The organism is Streptomyces sp. NBC_00466 (genome assembly GCF_041433995.1).
In the GTDB taxonomy this organism is placed as follows: Bacteria; Actinomycetota; Actinomycetes; order Streptomycetales; family Streptomycetaceae; genus Streptomyces.
Genome location: NZ_CP107896.1, coordinates 3,502,501 through 3,517,045, shown reverse-complemented (window position 1 = coordinate 3,517,045; position 14,545 = coordinate 3,502,501). Strand labels below are relative to the sequence as shown.

The following is a 14,545-nucleotide window of genomic DNA, read 5'->3' as shown; positions in this document are numbered from 1 at the left end:
GTACCCGACGGTTCCGCGGACCCCGCGGCCTCAGCCCGTGCGGCCTTCCCCGGCACGGCGGGACTTGCCGCGATCGGCTTCGGCCGCCCGCCCCGTCACCGCCGCAGCTTCTTGAAGGTGTACGCGCCACTGCGCGCGGCCGGCACAGAGGTGCACCGGACCAGCGCGCGCTCACTGCCCGGACGGCCACCGTTCCGGCCGGGCCGCCGGTACTCGACGACGTACGTGCCGTGCAGGACGACATGGCTGTCCGGGCCCAGCGAGCAGGTGATCGTCGTACCGGTCTCGGTGCCCGTCCTGGCCGCGGCGGCCAGGGGGCCGGCCGCGGGCCCGGCCGCGGCGGACTCCGGCTCGGCGCCCGGCGCGGAACCCGGCTCCCGCACGGCCCGGACCATGATGCCGCTCACCTGCGTACCGCCGCCCGCACCGCCACCGAGCCGGACGCCCGGCGCGGGGTGGACGAGCGCGGCGACGAATCCGCCGCCCGGGACCACCGCGGCGAAGTCACCGTCCCAGGACCAGCCGGATTCGACGTCGTACGACAGGTCGGCCGGGCTCATCCGGTCCAGATCGACCTGGACCGCGGGCCCGGGTGCCGACTTCACCACCGACCCCGGCTCCAGAGGGCCGGCCGCGAAGGCCAGGACCACCTGCCCCACCGGAAAGACGACGTTCTGTCCCTGGCCGGCCAGCGGCAGCGCACAGACCGGCACCGGGGCGCCCCCCTCCGGAGCGGGCTGCGCCAGACCGCACGAGAGCGGTGTCGCGGTGGAGTCCGAGATGGTGACCGCCCCGGGCGTACCCCCGCCGACGACGGTGGCACGCGCGCCCTCGCCGACATCGAGGGTCTGTCCCGGCGAGACCCGGGAAAGGCCGACCCCGGCGAGCCGGGCACCTTCGGGGGTCTCAGCGGCCGTGACGAAGGCGTAGTACTGCTCGGTCCAGGCCAGTTCGGTCCGGGTCGTGTACGTGCTCGCGGAGCTCCACAGGACGGGCAGCCCCCCGTTGCTCTGCTCGCTCTGGACGGCCTTGAACATCAGCAGCCGGTGACCGGTGGAGGTCAGCTGACGCACGGTATCGGCAGGCATGTTGACCCGGACCGCGTACCGCACACCGGGAGCGGCGAACCGGTGCGGCGCGCTCCGGGCGGGCCCGGCGTGCGGGACGGGACCTGCGTGCGGGACGGGGCCGGCGGGCCGGGCGGGCCGGGCAGACGCGGTCCCGTCTCCCCTGCCCATGCCCAGCAGCGCGGGCACCAGGGCGGCGGCACCCACTACCGCGCCGCCCGCGGAGACCTGCCTGAGAAAGGTGCGCCGGGACTGCTCAGCCATGGGGTGTCCTCCGAGTCTCGCGGTGACTGGGGCCGCGGGGCAGCCCCGCGGGCACCTCAGCACACCCCCGTACGGCACGGTGCGAGGCACACGGCCGGACCGGGACGCCTGCACCCGCACGGCCGAAGAACGGGGCGGAGCACGCCCGGCGTTCGGATCCGGCGTTCGGGTCCGGCGCTCGGATCCGGCCCCGATCCGGCCTCGGCTCCAGCCCCGATCCGGCGTTCGGGGCCGTCGGAAACGGGCGGTGAAATCCGGACGGCTTCCCCTTCCCCCCGCAGCGGCGTCATTGCCCGGCGTCACCCTCCGTGATACACAGAGTAACCATGCATATTCGACCGAACACGGGTCCGCGCCGCAGGTCAGAGCAGCATGTTCGGACAAATGTGCGGGCATGTGGGTAAAGAGAGCCGCCGGGTTACACACGGGGGCTGTTTCATCAGCGAAGATAGGGCGTGACCCGTGCACTGGAGCATGGGCACGAACTACCCGATAGGGGCGGTGAGTTACATGAACCTGGCAGCCGACAAGGGCGACATCAGCACCATCATCGGCGGAATCGCCCCCAACTGGGGGCCGTTCGGCAGTCTCGGCAACGAGGCACGGATCATGGTCGAGGTCGTGATGGCGGTCGCCATCCTGCTCTGCCTCGGCATCGCGATCTGGGGTGCGGCCAAGCAGCGCATCGGCGCCACCGCACTGCGGGACACCTTCAGCGCGGAACAGGGCAAGGGCCTGATCGTCGCCGGGCTCACCGGCGTATTCATCATCGGCTCGCTGGGAACGGTCTTCACCATCGTGTACGGAATGGCCGTCTGACCCCGCATCATCCGTCCCGCACTCCCCGGGCGTGCCCGGCCCACCCAGAGGTTGCGCATCCCTGATGTCGAGTCACCACAGCCCGCCCGCGCGGGAACCAGCACAGTTACCGTCGTACTGCACAACACGGCAAACGGTTGAGGGGACGTCCGCGGCATGAGTCTCGGAGACGAGAGCAACTACGGCAGCGACGCGGGCCGCCCCGACGGCATGGGCGGCTCGGGCCAGACCCGTACCCGCCTGCCCGAGGGCGAAGGCGACCCGTACGGCGGCGCCAGACGCCCCGTACGCGCCTCGCGCTCCCTCATCACGGTCGTGGGCGTCGTGGTGCTGCTCATCGCCGCCATCGCCTTCGCCAACCGCGGCAACGGCACCAGCGGCGACTCCTCGGACGGCAGCAACGGATCGAAGAGGCCCGGCTCGAACGCCACGGCGGCCTCCGGCGTAAAACCGGTCACGGGCAGCAACAACGGCATCGCCTCCGGCTTCGCCCACACCGGCCAGGGGGCACAGAGCGCCGCGGCGAACTACGCGGTGGCGCTGGTGTCAGCCGACATCATGAAACCCGCCCGCCGCGGCGACATCGTGAACAGGGTGTTCGTGCCCGACCAGGTCGACGCGTTCAAGAACAAACTCGACAAGGCCTACGGCAAGCCGCTCCTGGACAAGATCGGACTCGACGCCAACGGCAACGCCGGCAAGGGCCTGACCTATGTCTCACGCACCGCGCCCCTCGGCACCACGATCACGCAGCAGTCCGGCGACACCGCGACCGTCGCGGTCTGGTGCACGGGAGTGTTCGGCACAGCAGGCGTCGGCTCGACCAGCCCGGTGACCAGCGACTGGTTCACCATGACGCTCAAGCTCCAGTGGGTGAACGGCGACTGGAAAGTCGCGAGCTTCTCCCAGAAGGACGGCCCGGCACCGGTGAACACCGACAGCAAGGCCTCCACCGCCGACGAGATCGCCAAGGCAGTCGAGCAGTACGGAGGGTTCACCTATGCCCGTTAACCCACGCCGCGCGCTCACCGTCGCGGGAGCCCTCACCGCCGTACAGACGGCGGCTGTGCTGCTCTCGGCCCGCGCCTTCGCCGCGCCTTCACCGACGCCTTCACCGACGTCGTCGGCCAAGGACAACTGCGACCTCATCATCGGCCGCGCCCGGGAACTCTGCGAAGGCGACGCCGGCAGCGCCACCACCCCCAGCAACACCCCCCCTGCCGACTCCCTGGACCCCCTCTCCTCCCTCGCCAAGGGCTGCGCCGACGCCGCCGCCTGGATCGTCGGCAAGCTCTCCGACGCGGTCAAGGGCACGGCCAACGTCGACTTCACCAACAGCTCCTTCCTCCGCCAGTACGCCGTCGTCTTCGCCGCCTCCACCATCCTCACGCTCGTCCTCTGGCTCCTCGCCGTGGCCAAGCGCGCCGTCCGCGGCGTCCCCCTCACCACCGCGCTCTCCGAGGCCATCGGCTTCCTCTGGCTGACCGTCATCGCCTCCGCGTTCACCCCGCTGATCCTCTACACACTGGTCTCGGCGACCGACAGCGTCACCGAGGTCATCGCATCGGCCACCGGCGGCAAGAACGACGTGTTCTTCGGGGCCTTCGCCGAAGCGCTCAAGAAGGGCTCCGACATCGGCGGCGGCCCGATCATGCTGATCGTCACCTCCCTGGTGTCGATCCTCGCCGCCGGCGTCCTCTGGCTCGAACTCGTCATCCGGGCCGCCCTCCTGTACGCCGGCGCCCTCCTCGGCACCGTCGTCTACGCGGGCCTCGTCGACAAGAACATGTGGGGCCACGTCCGCCGCTGGGCCGGCATCATGATCGCGGTCATCATGGTCAAACCGGTCATCGTGATCGTGCTCGGCCTCGCCGGCGCGCTCTCCTCCGGCAGCGGCCCCAACTCCTTCTCCGCCGTCGTCTCCGGACTCGCGATCATCCTGCTCGCCATCTTCGCCAGCGGCATGATCTACCGCTTCGTCCCCGGCTTCGGTGACGAGGTCGCCGCCTCCCGCACCAACCGCAAGTCCGCGACCGACGGCTCCCAGGCCGCCGCCATGATCAGCTCACCCGCCGCGCTCGTGTCCCAGGGCATCAAGACCCACAGCAGCCGCGGCGGCGGCGGAAACGACAGCGGGAGCGGCGGAGGCGGCGGCGGGCGCCCCGCCAACCCCATCTCCGGAGGCGTGGCGGCCCACAGCAGCCGCGGCGGCTCCGGCGGACAGAGCGGCCAGGGCGGCCAGGGCGGCGGAACCGGCGGAAAGATCCCCAACGCCGCGTCCCCGCCCCGTAACAAGCCGAGCAGCTCCGGAACCCACAGCACACGCAACAACGGCACAGGAGGAGGAGGGCGTTGACGACCCAGTCCCAGCCGGTCGCGCCCCGCCGCACGTATCTGATCGGCCGCGCCCGGCCATCGGCGATCGTCGGCAAGAACCGCGAGACGGGCGAGATCGCACTGATCATCGCGGGCGCCTTCGTCGGCATGATGTGCGGACTCCTCGTCCCCGTCCTGCCCCTGCGCATCGTGACGCTGACCGGCTTCCCGATGCTGGCACTCGCCGCGGTGTACGTCCCGTACAAGCACCGCACGTTCTACAAGTGGTTCGAGATCAACCGCAGCTACAAGCGCTCCCTGCGCCGCGGCACCGCCTACCGCTCCCCCACCATGGAAGCGGGCGTCGCACTCGACGGCCGCGAGGTCGAGGTCGGCCCGCCCCCCGGCATCGGCCGGATCAACTGGCTGGCGGCCCCCTTCGGCCCCGACGAGATCGCCGTACTCCTGCACGCCGACCGGCGCACCGTCACCGCCGCCATCGAGATCGAGGGCCCCGGCGTCGGCCTGCGCGACTCGGAGGACCAGGAAGCCCTGGTCGACCGGTTCGGCACCCTGCTCAAGCACGTGGCCAACGGCGACGGATTCGTCACCCGCCTGCAGATCCTCGCCCGCACCCTCCCCGCCGACCCGGACGCCCACGCCAAGGACGTCGCCCAGCGCGGCGACCCCCGCGCCCCCGGCTGGCTCCAGGACTCGTACGACCAGCTCGCCTCCATGGTCTCCACCTCCAGCGAGCAGCACCGCGCGTACCTGGTGGCCTGTATGCACTTCACCCGCGAACTGGCGTCCGAAGCCCACGCCATGGCCCGCGCCGCCCGGCCCAGCGCGGGCCGCCGCCTCGACAAGGACGCCGGCCTCGCGGTCGTCATGGCCCGCGAGCTCACCGACATCTGCGCCCGCCTCGCCGAGGCCGACATCCGGGTACGCCAGCCCCTCGGCCAGGGACGGCTCTCCTCGCTCGTGCACTCCATGTACGACCCGGACCACCCCATCGACCACATCCAGGCCATGACGAAGCGCAACGCCTGGCCCGCCGAACTCGACGCCATGGAGCCCACCTACCTCCAGGCCAAGACCCGCGAATCCTCCACCCGCGCACCCTGGTGCCACGCCACGGCCTGGGTGAAGGAGTGGCCTATGACCCCCGTCGGCGTCAACTTCCTCGCCCCGTTGCTCGTCCACACCCCGGACGTGATCCGCACGGTCGCGGTCTGCATGGACCTCGAACCGACCGAGGTCGCCATCGAGCGCATGCTCACCGAGAAGACCAACGACGAGGCCGAGGCGTCCCGCGCCGCCAAGATGAACCGGACCGTCGACCCGCGCGACGTCGCCACCCACGGCCGCCTCGACCAGCGCGGCGAAGACCTCGCCAGCGGCGCGGCAGGCGTCAACCTGGTCGGGTACATCACGGTCTCCTCCCGCTCACCCGAAGCACTGGCCCGCGACAAGCGGACCATCCGCGCATCGGCCGGCAAGTCGTACCTCAAGCTCGAATGGTGCGACCGCGAGCACCACCGCGCCTTTGTGAATACGCTGCCGTTCGCGACCGGCATCCGCCGATAGGGGACCTGTGATGCGAGACCCGATGTCAGCCGTCACCGACGCCTTCGCCGCGTTCCTCTTCGGCAAGGTCGAGACGACACGCCTCCCCGTCCGTACGTCGACGGGCCAGGCCCAGGCGGTCTACCTGCCGACCGCCGCCCCCGGCCTCGGCGACTCCGGCGTGATCATCGGCCGCGAGGTCTACTCGGGCAAGGGCTACATCTACGACCCCTTCCAGCTGTACGGACAGCAGCTGCCCGCCCCGCACTGGCTGGTGCTCGGCGAATCCGGCAACGGCAAATCCTCCCTGGAGAAGACCTACGTCCTGCGCCAGCTCCGCTTCAAGGACCGCCAAGTCGTGGTCCTCGACGCCCAGGGCGAGGACGGCGCCGGCGAATGGGCCCTCATCGCCCAGCAGCTGGGTATAACCCCCATCCGGCTCGACGCGATGGCCGCGCTCGACGACGGCATCCGGCTCAACCCGCTGGATCCGGCCATCGCCACCACGGGCCAGCTGGCCCTGCTCCGTACGATCATCGAAGTCGCCATGGGCCACGGCCTGGACGAACGCTCGGGCTTCGCGCTCAAGGTGGCGCACGCCTACGTCAACGAGACGATCACCGACCGCCAGCCGGTCCTCACCGACATCGTCGAGCAGCTCCGCCACCCCGAACCGGAGTCGGCGGAGGCGATGAACGTCGGTATAGACGATGTACGGGCCTGGGGCCTGGACGTCGCCCTCGTCCTGGACCGCCTGGTGGACGGTGACCTGCGCGGCATGTTCGACGGCCCGACCTCGGTCGGCATCGACCTGGACGCGCCGCTCATCGTCTTCGACCTGTCGCACATCGACCGCAACTCCATCGCCATGCCCATCCTGATGGCGATCGTCGGTGTCTGGCTGGAACACACCTGGATCCGCCCCGACCGCAAGAAGCGCATCTTCCTGGTCGAAGAGGCCTGGCACATCATCAACAGCCCCTTCGTGGCCCAGCTCTTCCAGCGCCTGCTGAAGTTCGGCCGACGGCTCGGCCTGTCGTTCGTGGCGGTGGTCCACCACCTCTCGGACGTGGTCGACGGCGCCGCCGCCCGGGAGGCGGCAGCCATCCTGAAAATGGCGTCGACCCGGACGATCTACGCCCAGAAGGCCGACGAGGCGCGGGCGACGGGCCGCGTCCTGGGCCTGCCGCGCTGGGCCGTCGAGATCATCCCGACCCTGACCCCGGGCATCGCTGTCTGGGACGTCAACGGCAACGTCCAGGTCGTCAAACACCTGATCACCGAGGCCGAACGCCCCCTGGTCTTCACCGACCGCGCGATGACCGAGTCGTCCACCCCGGAGGCCGACGACGCGCTGACCCTCCAGCTGGAGACGGAGGCGGAGGAACGGGCGGCCAGGATCGAGCGGCAGCTGAACGAGTCCTCAGAGTCGACGGTGGCCTGATATGCGCGACACCCCGCACCACGGTCACCACCAGCCGCACGAGCACCACAACCGGCACCACCCGCAGCACCAGCACCACCCGCAGCCGTCCCAGCCGCAGTCGCGCGGCATCCCGGACGGGCTGCTGATAGCGCTGATCGTCTTCCTGCTCGGCCTGACCTTCCTGGTCTGGCTGGCCACCGGCCTCGCCGCCGTGTTCACCCACGGCGCCTGGCCGGCCGGCGTGACCGTCACGCACACCCCGGTGGCCATCCGCGAACTGGCCGCGTCCCCGCACGACCTCGCCGCCGCCTGGCCGAACACCCCGCCCGGCCGGCTCTCGGGGTACGGGCTGTTCTGGGGCCTGCTCATCAGCGAAGTCCTGGTCCTGCTGGTGCTGACCGTCTTCGTCCTGGGCACGGTGACCCGCTGGCGCGCGGTACGCACCGCCCGGCGGACAGCCGCAGCCCAGGACAGGGCCGGGGCCGCCCCGCAGTACGGTGCGGACGAAGCCCGGTACGGAGAGGTGCCGGCCGGCCCCACCGGCCCGGGCCCCGAGCCCACCGGCACACCACGCGCCACGCCCCCGAGGTCACCGGAGCAGAGCGCGCCACAGCCGCACGCACCGCAGGGCACCGAACAGACCGGGCAGACCGAACACACCGGCCAGGCCGCGCAGTTCGTACGGCCCGGCCTCCTGGCCGATGCTGCCGCGCCGACCGCCCCCACACCGGCCCCGGTCACCACAGCCGCCCCCACCTCCGCCCCGATCGGCCCCGGCCCGATCGCCCCCGTCCCGGCTGCCGCCGAAGCCCTCCTCCCCGCGCCCCTGGTCCGCTTCGGGCCCGCGCCCGTCCGCCGGGCCGCCGCGGTCCAGGCCGTGAGCGACGCGGCGGGCCCCGCACTCGTCGTCACCTCCTCACCCGCCGTCTGGTCGGAGACGAAGGACGCCCGGGCCAAGCTCGGCCCCGTACTCGTCTACGACCCCGGCCACCTCTGCGACACCCCCGCCCGCCTCCACTGGTCCCCCACCAGCGGCTGCGAGGACGCCGACACCGCGGCCGCCCGGGCCGTCGCACTGCTCGCACCGGTCCGCCCGACCGCCCGCATCGACACGGCCATGGCCGACACCGCCGAAACGCTGCTGCGCAGCTGGCTGCACGCCGCGGCCGTCGACGGCCGCCCGTTCCGGCAGGTGCACCGCTGGGCCCAGGGCGCCGGTCAGGCCCAGGAGGCGGTACGTATTCTGCGCACCCACGCACGGGCGCGCTCCGGATCCGCCGGCCTGCTGGAGTCGGCGCTCACCGCCCATCCCGAACGCCGTGAAGTGGCACAGGCGCTGACGGTCCGTGCCCTGAGCGCACTCTCCTCGATCCACATCCGCGAAGCCTGCACGCCGAACCGAACCGATTCGGTCACGCTGGAATCATTCATCCACGAGGGGGGCACCCTCTATGTGGTGGGTGAAGCAATCGAGGATCCGCGCACGCACCCCGGCGCCATGCCGTTGCTCACCGCACTCGCCTCCAGCGTGGTCGAGCACGGCCGCCGCTTGGCCGCACGGTCAACTGACGGTCGGCTCGACCCACCAATGACGCTCGTCCTGGACGACGTCGCCGCCGTGGCCCCGCTCCCGTATCTGCCGGAGCTGCTGACCACCGGCCATGAGCAGGGCCTGCACCCGCTTGCGCTGCTCCGCTCCCGCGAACAGGCGCGCAACCGCTGGCCGCACCAGGAACTCCCCGAAGGCACCCCCTTCTGACGGCGCTCAACACCCGTACAACAGACGGTGGTAGCTACTGGAAGGGGAGCTACTCCCAGTCCCAGTCGATCCCCACCCGCCCCGGCCGTACCTCCTGCTCCACGATATGGACGGACCGGTACAGACCGCTGAGCGTCAGATCCCGCCGGGCGCCCCGTACCGTCCCCGCCGTGGCCTGCGCGAAGCGCCGGCACCGTACCGGAAGCGCATGCTCGTCGAAGCGGACCTGCAGGACGTACTGCCCACCGGCGAAGCTGAATCCGCGCACGTACTCGCTGCTCGGCCCACCAGTGCCGTCCTCGAACCCGTACCCGAACACATACGTCTCCCCCGCCCGCAGCCGGGCGTCGAACAGCAGCTCCGCGACGACCACCCCGGTCTCCCGCTCCCAACGCACCCGCCCCGTACGGCAGTTCTCCACGGCCAGGACCTCCACCCGCCCCGGGTCGCACCCGGGATCCCCGTGGTGGATGGCCACATAGCGGTCCACCCCGTCCCGATGGACACGGACGACATGCTGCGACGCGCGGCCGACCAGGCGCCGGTCGGCGCCGATCCGTACGGACTCGTGGTGGCCCACCGTGTGCAGCCCCCCGTCCGCCGGGCTCTCCATCCCGGCGAGCAGCGCCTCCAGCACGGCCGCACCCGCCACCAGCGAACGGTACGAGCGGCCGGCCGGCCGTTCACCCGCCCCACCACCCGCAGAGCCGCCGTCCCCGTCCGCGAGCAGCCGTACCAGCGAATCGGCGGGCAGCCGCAGGACCTCCTCCAGCGCGCTCACCGCCCGCAGCGACTCGGCCCGCCGGGGCCGCCGCACCCCCTGCTGCCAGTAACTGAGGCTCGTCACACCGACCTTGACCCCCCGGCTCGCCAGATGGTGCTGGACCCGGTGCAGCGGCAGCCCCCGTACGGCGAGGGCGGTACGCAGCGCGAGATGGAAAGGGCCGCTGTGCAGGGCCCGGGCGAGCTCGGAATCGGCGGCGGTCTTCGGACCGGGCCCCGTGATCCGTTCCATCAGCACCCTCCGGTTCCGGTGAACATTCACGGCGGACAGCGGAGCAGCGCAGCGGACGGAGCCGACCGTGCAGGTGGAGAGCGGGGCCGTTCACAACCGGCCACGCGCCATTCACAGTGCCGTACCCCCGCGTATTCAACCGCGTTGACCGGCACGCAACAACACCCGATGCTCACCACAGCGTCCGGACGCGCTCCTCCAATCCACCCCCACCCCGGGAGGAACACGATGCGCACCCACAGGAGACGGCTGTCCCTGGCCGCCATCGGCACGGCGGCGGCCCTGTTCGCCCTGCCCGCCACCACAGCGTCAGCCACCGCCCCGCACAGCCCGGCTGCCCCCGCGACCATGGCAGCAGCGGCAACGGCAGCCAAACGCCTGAACATCACCATGCAGGAGCAGCAGCAGACCAACTGGTGCTGGGCCGCGACGGGCAACACCATCGCCGGCTGGTACGGCCGCGACTACAGCCAGAACCAGTTCTGCAACGCCGCTTTCGGCTTCAGCCAGAACGGCAACTGCCCCAACGACCAGGCCACTCTGGGCAACGTCCAGAACGGCCTCGACTGGGCCGGAATCAGCCCGGGTTCATATGTCACCGGCTGGCTCCAGTCCTCCACCGTACAGACCGAGATCAACGCCGGCCGCCCCATCGCCGACCGCATCCAGTGGTCGAGCGGCGGCGGGCACATGAACGTCGTCTACGGGTACGACACGGATGGCGACTGGATCTACTGGGGCGACCCGTGGCCATCGGACAACCGCTACAACTGGGCGTCCCACGACTGGTACGTCAGTAACAACGAGTTCTCCTGGACCCACTCGCTCTACCGGATCGGGGCGTGACCACCATGCACAGACACCTCACGCGCCCCGCCCCGTACGGCCGCACCATCCTGCGAGCGGCCATCGCCGGAGCCGCGGCCACCGCGGCGCTCGCCCTCGCCCCCAGTGCCTCCGCGGCCGACCACTCCACCGGACCCACCGCGCACCTCACCGATTCCGCGGCGGGCCGCAGCGCCGCCCAGCAGGCAGCGGCGGCCCCCGCCACTCTGCACACGCTGGCGCGCTTCTTCGCCGCGTCGGGCACCCACCCCGCAACGCCGTCGGCCACCTCCGGCCCCGCCCCGCAGATCAAGGGCCCGGCCGTGCCCGTCTACACACTCTCCCCGGACTTCGTCGCAGCCCGCTCCGGCGCCCCGGTCGCACGGCTGGACTTCCTGGCCAGTACCGCGGTCTCCGCCGACGGCCGGAAGGCATCGGTGTGGACCGTCCCACAAGGGACCTCCTGGCAGGTCGTGAACATCGCCACCGGCGACGACGAGACGCACTACGCGGCGAAAGGCACCGCGAAGCTGCCCGGCGGCACCGTCTTCCGTGAGCCGCAGATCAACGCCTGGTACGTCATGAAGGGGACCCGGATCCTGCCCCTGGACACCGAGGCCGTCCACGCGGTCGGCGCCCACGGAACAACACTCGCCTCGTACCAGCACCGGGTCCACGAGGAATACGGCGACAAGCTGCCGGGCTCGGCGTACGCGAAGAAGGGCGAGGCGGGAGGCTACGCCGACCCCGCCACCGGCACACGTCACACCGCGACAACAACACACACCACCGCGGCCGCCGGCTCAGCCGGCTCAACGCCCGGTTCCGCAGGGACATCGCTGGTGGCAGGCGGGGCGGGAGTCCTGGCGCTGGGCCTCGGCGCACTGTTCGTACGCCGCACGGCCCGTCACACCGGGCGGTCGACCACCATCTCCAGCTCGCGCTCGCCCGCATCGCCGGGGGCCGGAACGGAGTAGCCGCTCGGTACGAAACCGATCTTGCGGTAGAAACCGGCGGCCCGGCCGTTGGCCTGGTGCACGAAGAGCCGCACCCGCTCGATCCGTGGCTCGTCCAGCGACCAGGCCCACTCCATCGCTGCCCGGAACAGCTCCTGGGTGAGACCCGCACCACGGAACTCGGGCCGTACGTACACACCGACCAGGTGTGCCTGCGGTACGGAGTTCACTTCGCCGAAGATCCCCTCGGCCCCGACGGGTTCGACCAGCACGACCACGGTGCCGGACCACACCCCGTCGGGGCTCTCCGCGATGAACTGCCGGGCAGCACCACCGTGCGAGGCCCCGGCCGCCCGGTCCTGCCAGAAGGAATCGGGCCGGGCGACGGCCGCTTCATAGGTTTCGAGATAGGCAATGGGTGCCGCGGGATCCTGGAGCGCGACGAGCCGCAGCTCCTTGACCTTGAGCCACTCGTCAGCCCGCACAGGCCGTATGACGTCATCCATGCCGGGATCCTGCCAGACAGACTCGCGGAACCGCACATGGATATAAAACTGCCCGTGAACGCAAAAATGCCTCAGCCCCGGACCATAACGGTCCGGGGCTGAGGCTAAAAATTGTTCGGCGGCGTCCTACTCTCCCACAGGGTCCCCCCTGCAGTACCATCGGCGCTGAAAGGCTTAGCTTCCGGGTTCGGAATGTAACCGGGCGTTTCCCTAACGCAATGACCACCGTAACACTATGAAATTAACGAAACCGGGTGACTTCACGGTCGTTCGTTATTTCAGAACTAACACAGTGGACGCGAGCAACTGAGGACAAGCCCTCGGCCTATTAGTACCAGTCAGCTCCACCCGTTACCGGGCTTCCACATCTGGCCTATCAACCCAGTCGTCTACTGGGAGCCTTAACCCCTCAAAGGGGGTGGGAATACTCATCTCGAAGCAGGCTTCCCGCTTAGATGCTTTCAGCGGTTATCCTTTCCGAACGTAGCCAACCAGCCATGCCCTTGGCAGGACAACTGGCACACCAGAGGTTCGTCCGTCCCGGTCCTCTCGTACTAGGGACAGCCCTTCTCAATATTCCTACGCGCGCAGAGGATAGGGACCGAACTGTCTCACGACGTTCTAAACCCAGCTCGCGTACCGCTTTAATGGGCGAACAGCCCAACCCTTGGGACCGACTCCAGCCCCAGGATGCGACGAGCCGACATCGAGGTGCCAAACCATCCCGTCGATATGGACTCTTGGGGAAGATCAGCCTGTTATCCCCGGGGTACCTTTTATCCGTTGAGCGACAGCGCTTCCACAAGCCACTGCCGGATCACTAGTCCCGACTTTCGTCCCTGCTCGACCCGTCGGTCTCACAGTCAAGCTCCCTTGTGCACTTACACTCAACACCTGATTGCCAACCAGGCTGAGGGAACCTTTGGGCGCCTCCGTTACTCTTTAGGAGGCAACCGCCCCAGTTAAACTACCCATCAGACACTGTCCCTGATCCGGATCACGGACCGAGGTTAGACATCCAGCACGACCAGAGTGGTATTTCAACGACGACTCCACAACCACTGGCGTGGCCGCTTCAAAGTCTCCCACCTATCCTACACAAGCCGAACCGAACACCAATATCAAACTGTAGTAAAGGTCCCGGGGTCTTTCCGTCCTTCTGCGCGAAACGAGCATCTTTACTCGTAGTGCAATTTCACCGGGCCTATGGTTGAGACAGTCGAGAAGTCGTTACGCCATTCGTGCAGGTCGGAACTTACCCGACAAGGAATTTCGCTACCTTAGGATGGTTATAGTTACCACCGCCGTTTACTGGCGCTTAAGTTCTCAGCTTCGCAACCCCGAAAGATCACTAACCGGTCCCCTTAACGTTCCAGCACCGGGCAGGCGTCAGTCCGTATACATCGCCTTACGGCTTCGCACGGACCTGTGTTTTTAGTAAACAGTCGCTTCTCGCTGGTCTCTGCGGCCACCCCCAGCTCAGAGTGCAAGACTCATCACCAGGAATGGCCCCCCTTCTCCCGAAGTTACGGGGGCATTTTGCCGAGTTCCTTAACCATAGTTCACCCGAACGCCTCGGTATTCTCTACCTGACCACCTGAGTCGGTTTAGGGTACGGGCCGCCATGAAACTCGCTAGAGGCTTTTCTCGACAGCATAGGATCATCCACTTCACCACAATCGGCTCGGCATCAGGTCTCACCCTCAAAGTTGTGCGGATTTACCTACACAACGGGCTACACCCTTACCCCGGGACAACCACCGCCCGGGCTGGACTACCTTCCTGCGTCACCCCATCGCTTACCTACTACCACCTTGGTTCAGCGGCTCCACCACTTCCCTTTGCCCGAAGGCTCCAGGACGGCTTCACGGCCTTAGCATCAATGGGCTCAGTATTGGGCGTTTCAAAGCGGGTACCGGAATATCAACCGGTTGTCCATCGACTACGCCTGTCGGCCTCGCCTTAGGTCCCGACTTACCCTGGGCAGATCAGCTTGACCCAGGAACCCTTAGTCAATCGGCGCACA

The 14,545-nt window shown here is 69.2% G+C and carries 11 protein-coding genes and 2 rRNA genes (1 of these 13 cut by a window edge); 8 read left to right on the top strand and 5 right to left on the bottom strand.

The window, feature by feature from the left end:
- Nucleotides 1-95: 95 nt before the first annotated feature.
- Entirely contained in the window at nt 96-1,331 is a 1,236-nt protein-coding gene (locus tag OG210_RS15580) for a hypothetical protein (RefSeq protein ID WP_371537079.1), read from the bottom strand.
- 510 nt (nt 1,332-1,841) lie between these two features.
- Between OG210_RS15580 and OG210_RS15575 the strand changes: the two genes are divergently transcribed.
- From OG210_RS15575 to OG210_RS15550, 6 genes are all read left to right on the top strand, one after another.
- Nucleotides 1,842-2,150 (top strand): hypothetical protein, encoded by a 309-nt coding sequence (locus OG210_RS15575; protein WP_164265700.1) that lies wholly within the window; start codon nt 1,842-1,844, stop codon nt 2,148-2,150.
- Nucleotides 2,151-2,306: 156 nt separating this feature from the next.
- The gene (locus OG210_RS15570) at nt 2,307-3,161 is read left to right on the top strand and encodes a hypothetical protein (RefSeq protein ID WP_371537076.1); all 855 of its coding nucleotides are present in this window, start codon (nt 2,307-2,309) and stop codon (nt 3,159-3,161) included.
- Entirely contained in the window at nt 3,151-4,506 is a 1,356-nt protein-coding gene (locus OG210_RS15565) for a hypothetical protein (protein WP_371537073.1), read from the top strand. The genes OG210_RS15570 and OG210_RS15565 overlap by 11 nt, the downstream gene beginning before the upstream one ends.
- Complete coding sequence (locus OG210_RS15560) at nt 4,503-6,053, top strand: SCO6880 family protein (RefSeq protein WP_328328591.1); 1,551 nt, start codon at nt 4,503-4,505, stop codon at nt 6,051-6,053. Before OG210_RS15565 ends, OG210_RS15560 begins: the two co-directional genes overlap by 4 nt.
- A gap of 10 nt (nt 6,054-6,063) precedes the next feature.
- Complete coding sequence (locus OG210_RS15555) at nt 6,064-7,476, top strand: ATP-binding protein (RefSeq protein ID WP_328328593.1); 1,413 nt, start codon at nt 6,064-6,066, stop codon at nt 7,474-7,476.
- Nucleotide 7,477: 1 nt separating this feature from the next.
- Entirely contained in the window at nt 7,478-9,217 is a 1,740-nt protein-coding gene (locus tag OG210_RS15550) for a type IV secretory system conjugative DNA transfer family protein (protein WP_371537070.1), read from the top strand.
- A 49-nt stretch (nt 9,218-9,266) separates the two neighbouring features.
- Here the strand turns inward: OG210_RS15550 and OG210_RS15545 are convergent, their stop codons facing one another.
- Nucleotides 9,267-10,232, bottom strand: a complete 966-nt coding sequence (locus OG210_RS15545) for a hypothetical protein (RefSeq protein WP_371537068.1) — start codon at nt 10,230-10,232, stop codon at nt 9,267-9,269.
- A gap of 228 nt (nt 10,233-10,460) precedes the next feature.
- Between OG210_RS15545 and OG210_RS15540 the strand changes: the two genes are divergently transcribed.
- The gene (locus tag OG210_RS15540) at nt 10,461-11,078 is read left to right on the top strand and encodes a papain-like cysteine protease family protein (RefSeq protein WP_371537065.1); all 618 of its coding nucleotides are present in this window, start codon (nt 10,461-10,463) and stop codon (nt 11,076-11,078) included.
- A gap of 5 nt (nt 11,079-11,083) precedes the next feature.
- Nucleotides 11,084-12,034: a hypothetical protein gene (locus OG210_RS15535; RefSeq protein WP_371540317.1), complete on the top strand. Its 951-nt coding sequence runs from the start codon at nt 11,084-11,086 to the stop codon at nt 12,032-12,034.
- Here OG210_RS15535 and OG210_RS15530 read toward each other — a convergent pair.
- The 3 genes from OG210_RS15530 to OG210_RS15520 form a co-directional block, all read right to left on the bottom strand.
- Nucleotides 11,965-12,519, bottom strand: coding sequence for a GNAT family N-acetyltransferase (locus tag OG210_RS15530; protein WP_371537062.1), 555 nt, complete (start codon nt 12,517-12,519; stop codon nt 11,965-11,967). The genes OG210_RS15535 and OG210_RS15530 overlap by 70 nt on opposite strands.
- A 113-nt stretch (nt 12,520-12,632) precedes the next feature.
- Nucleotides 12,633-12,749, bottom strand: a 5S ribosomal RNA gene (gene rrf, locus OG210_RS15525).
- A 78-nt stretch (nt 12,750-12,827) separates the two neighbouring features.
- Nucleotides 12,828-14,545 (bottom strand): 23S ribosomal RNA (locus OG210_RS15520) (it continues 1,407 nt past the right edge of the window).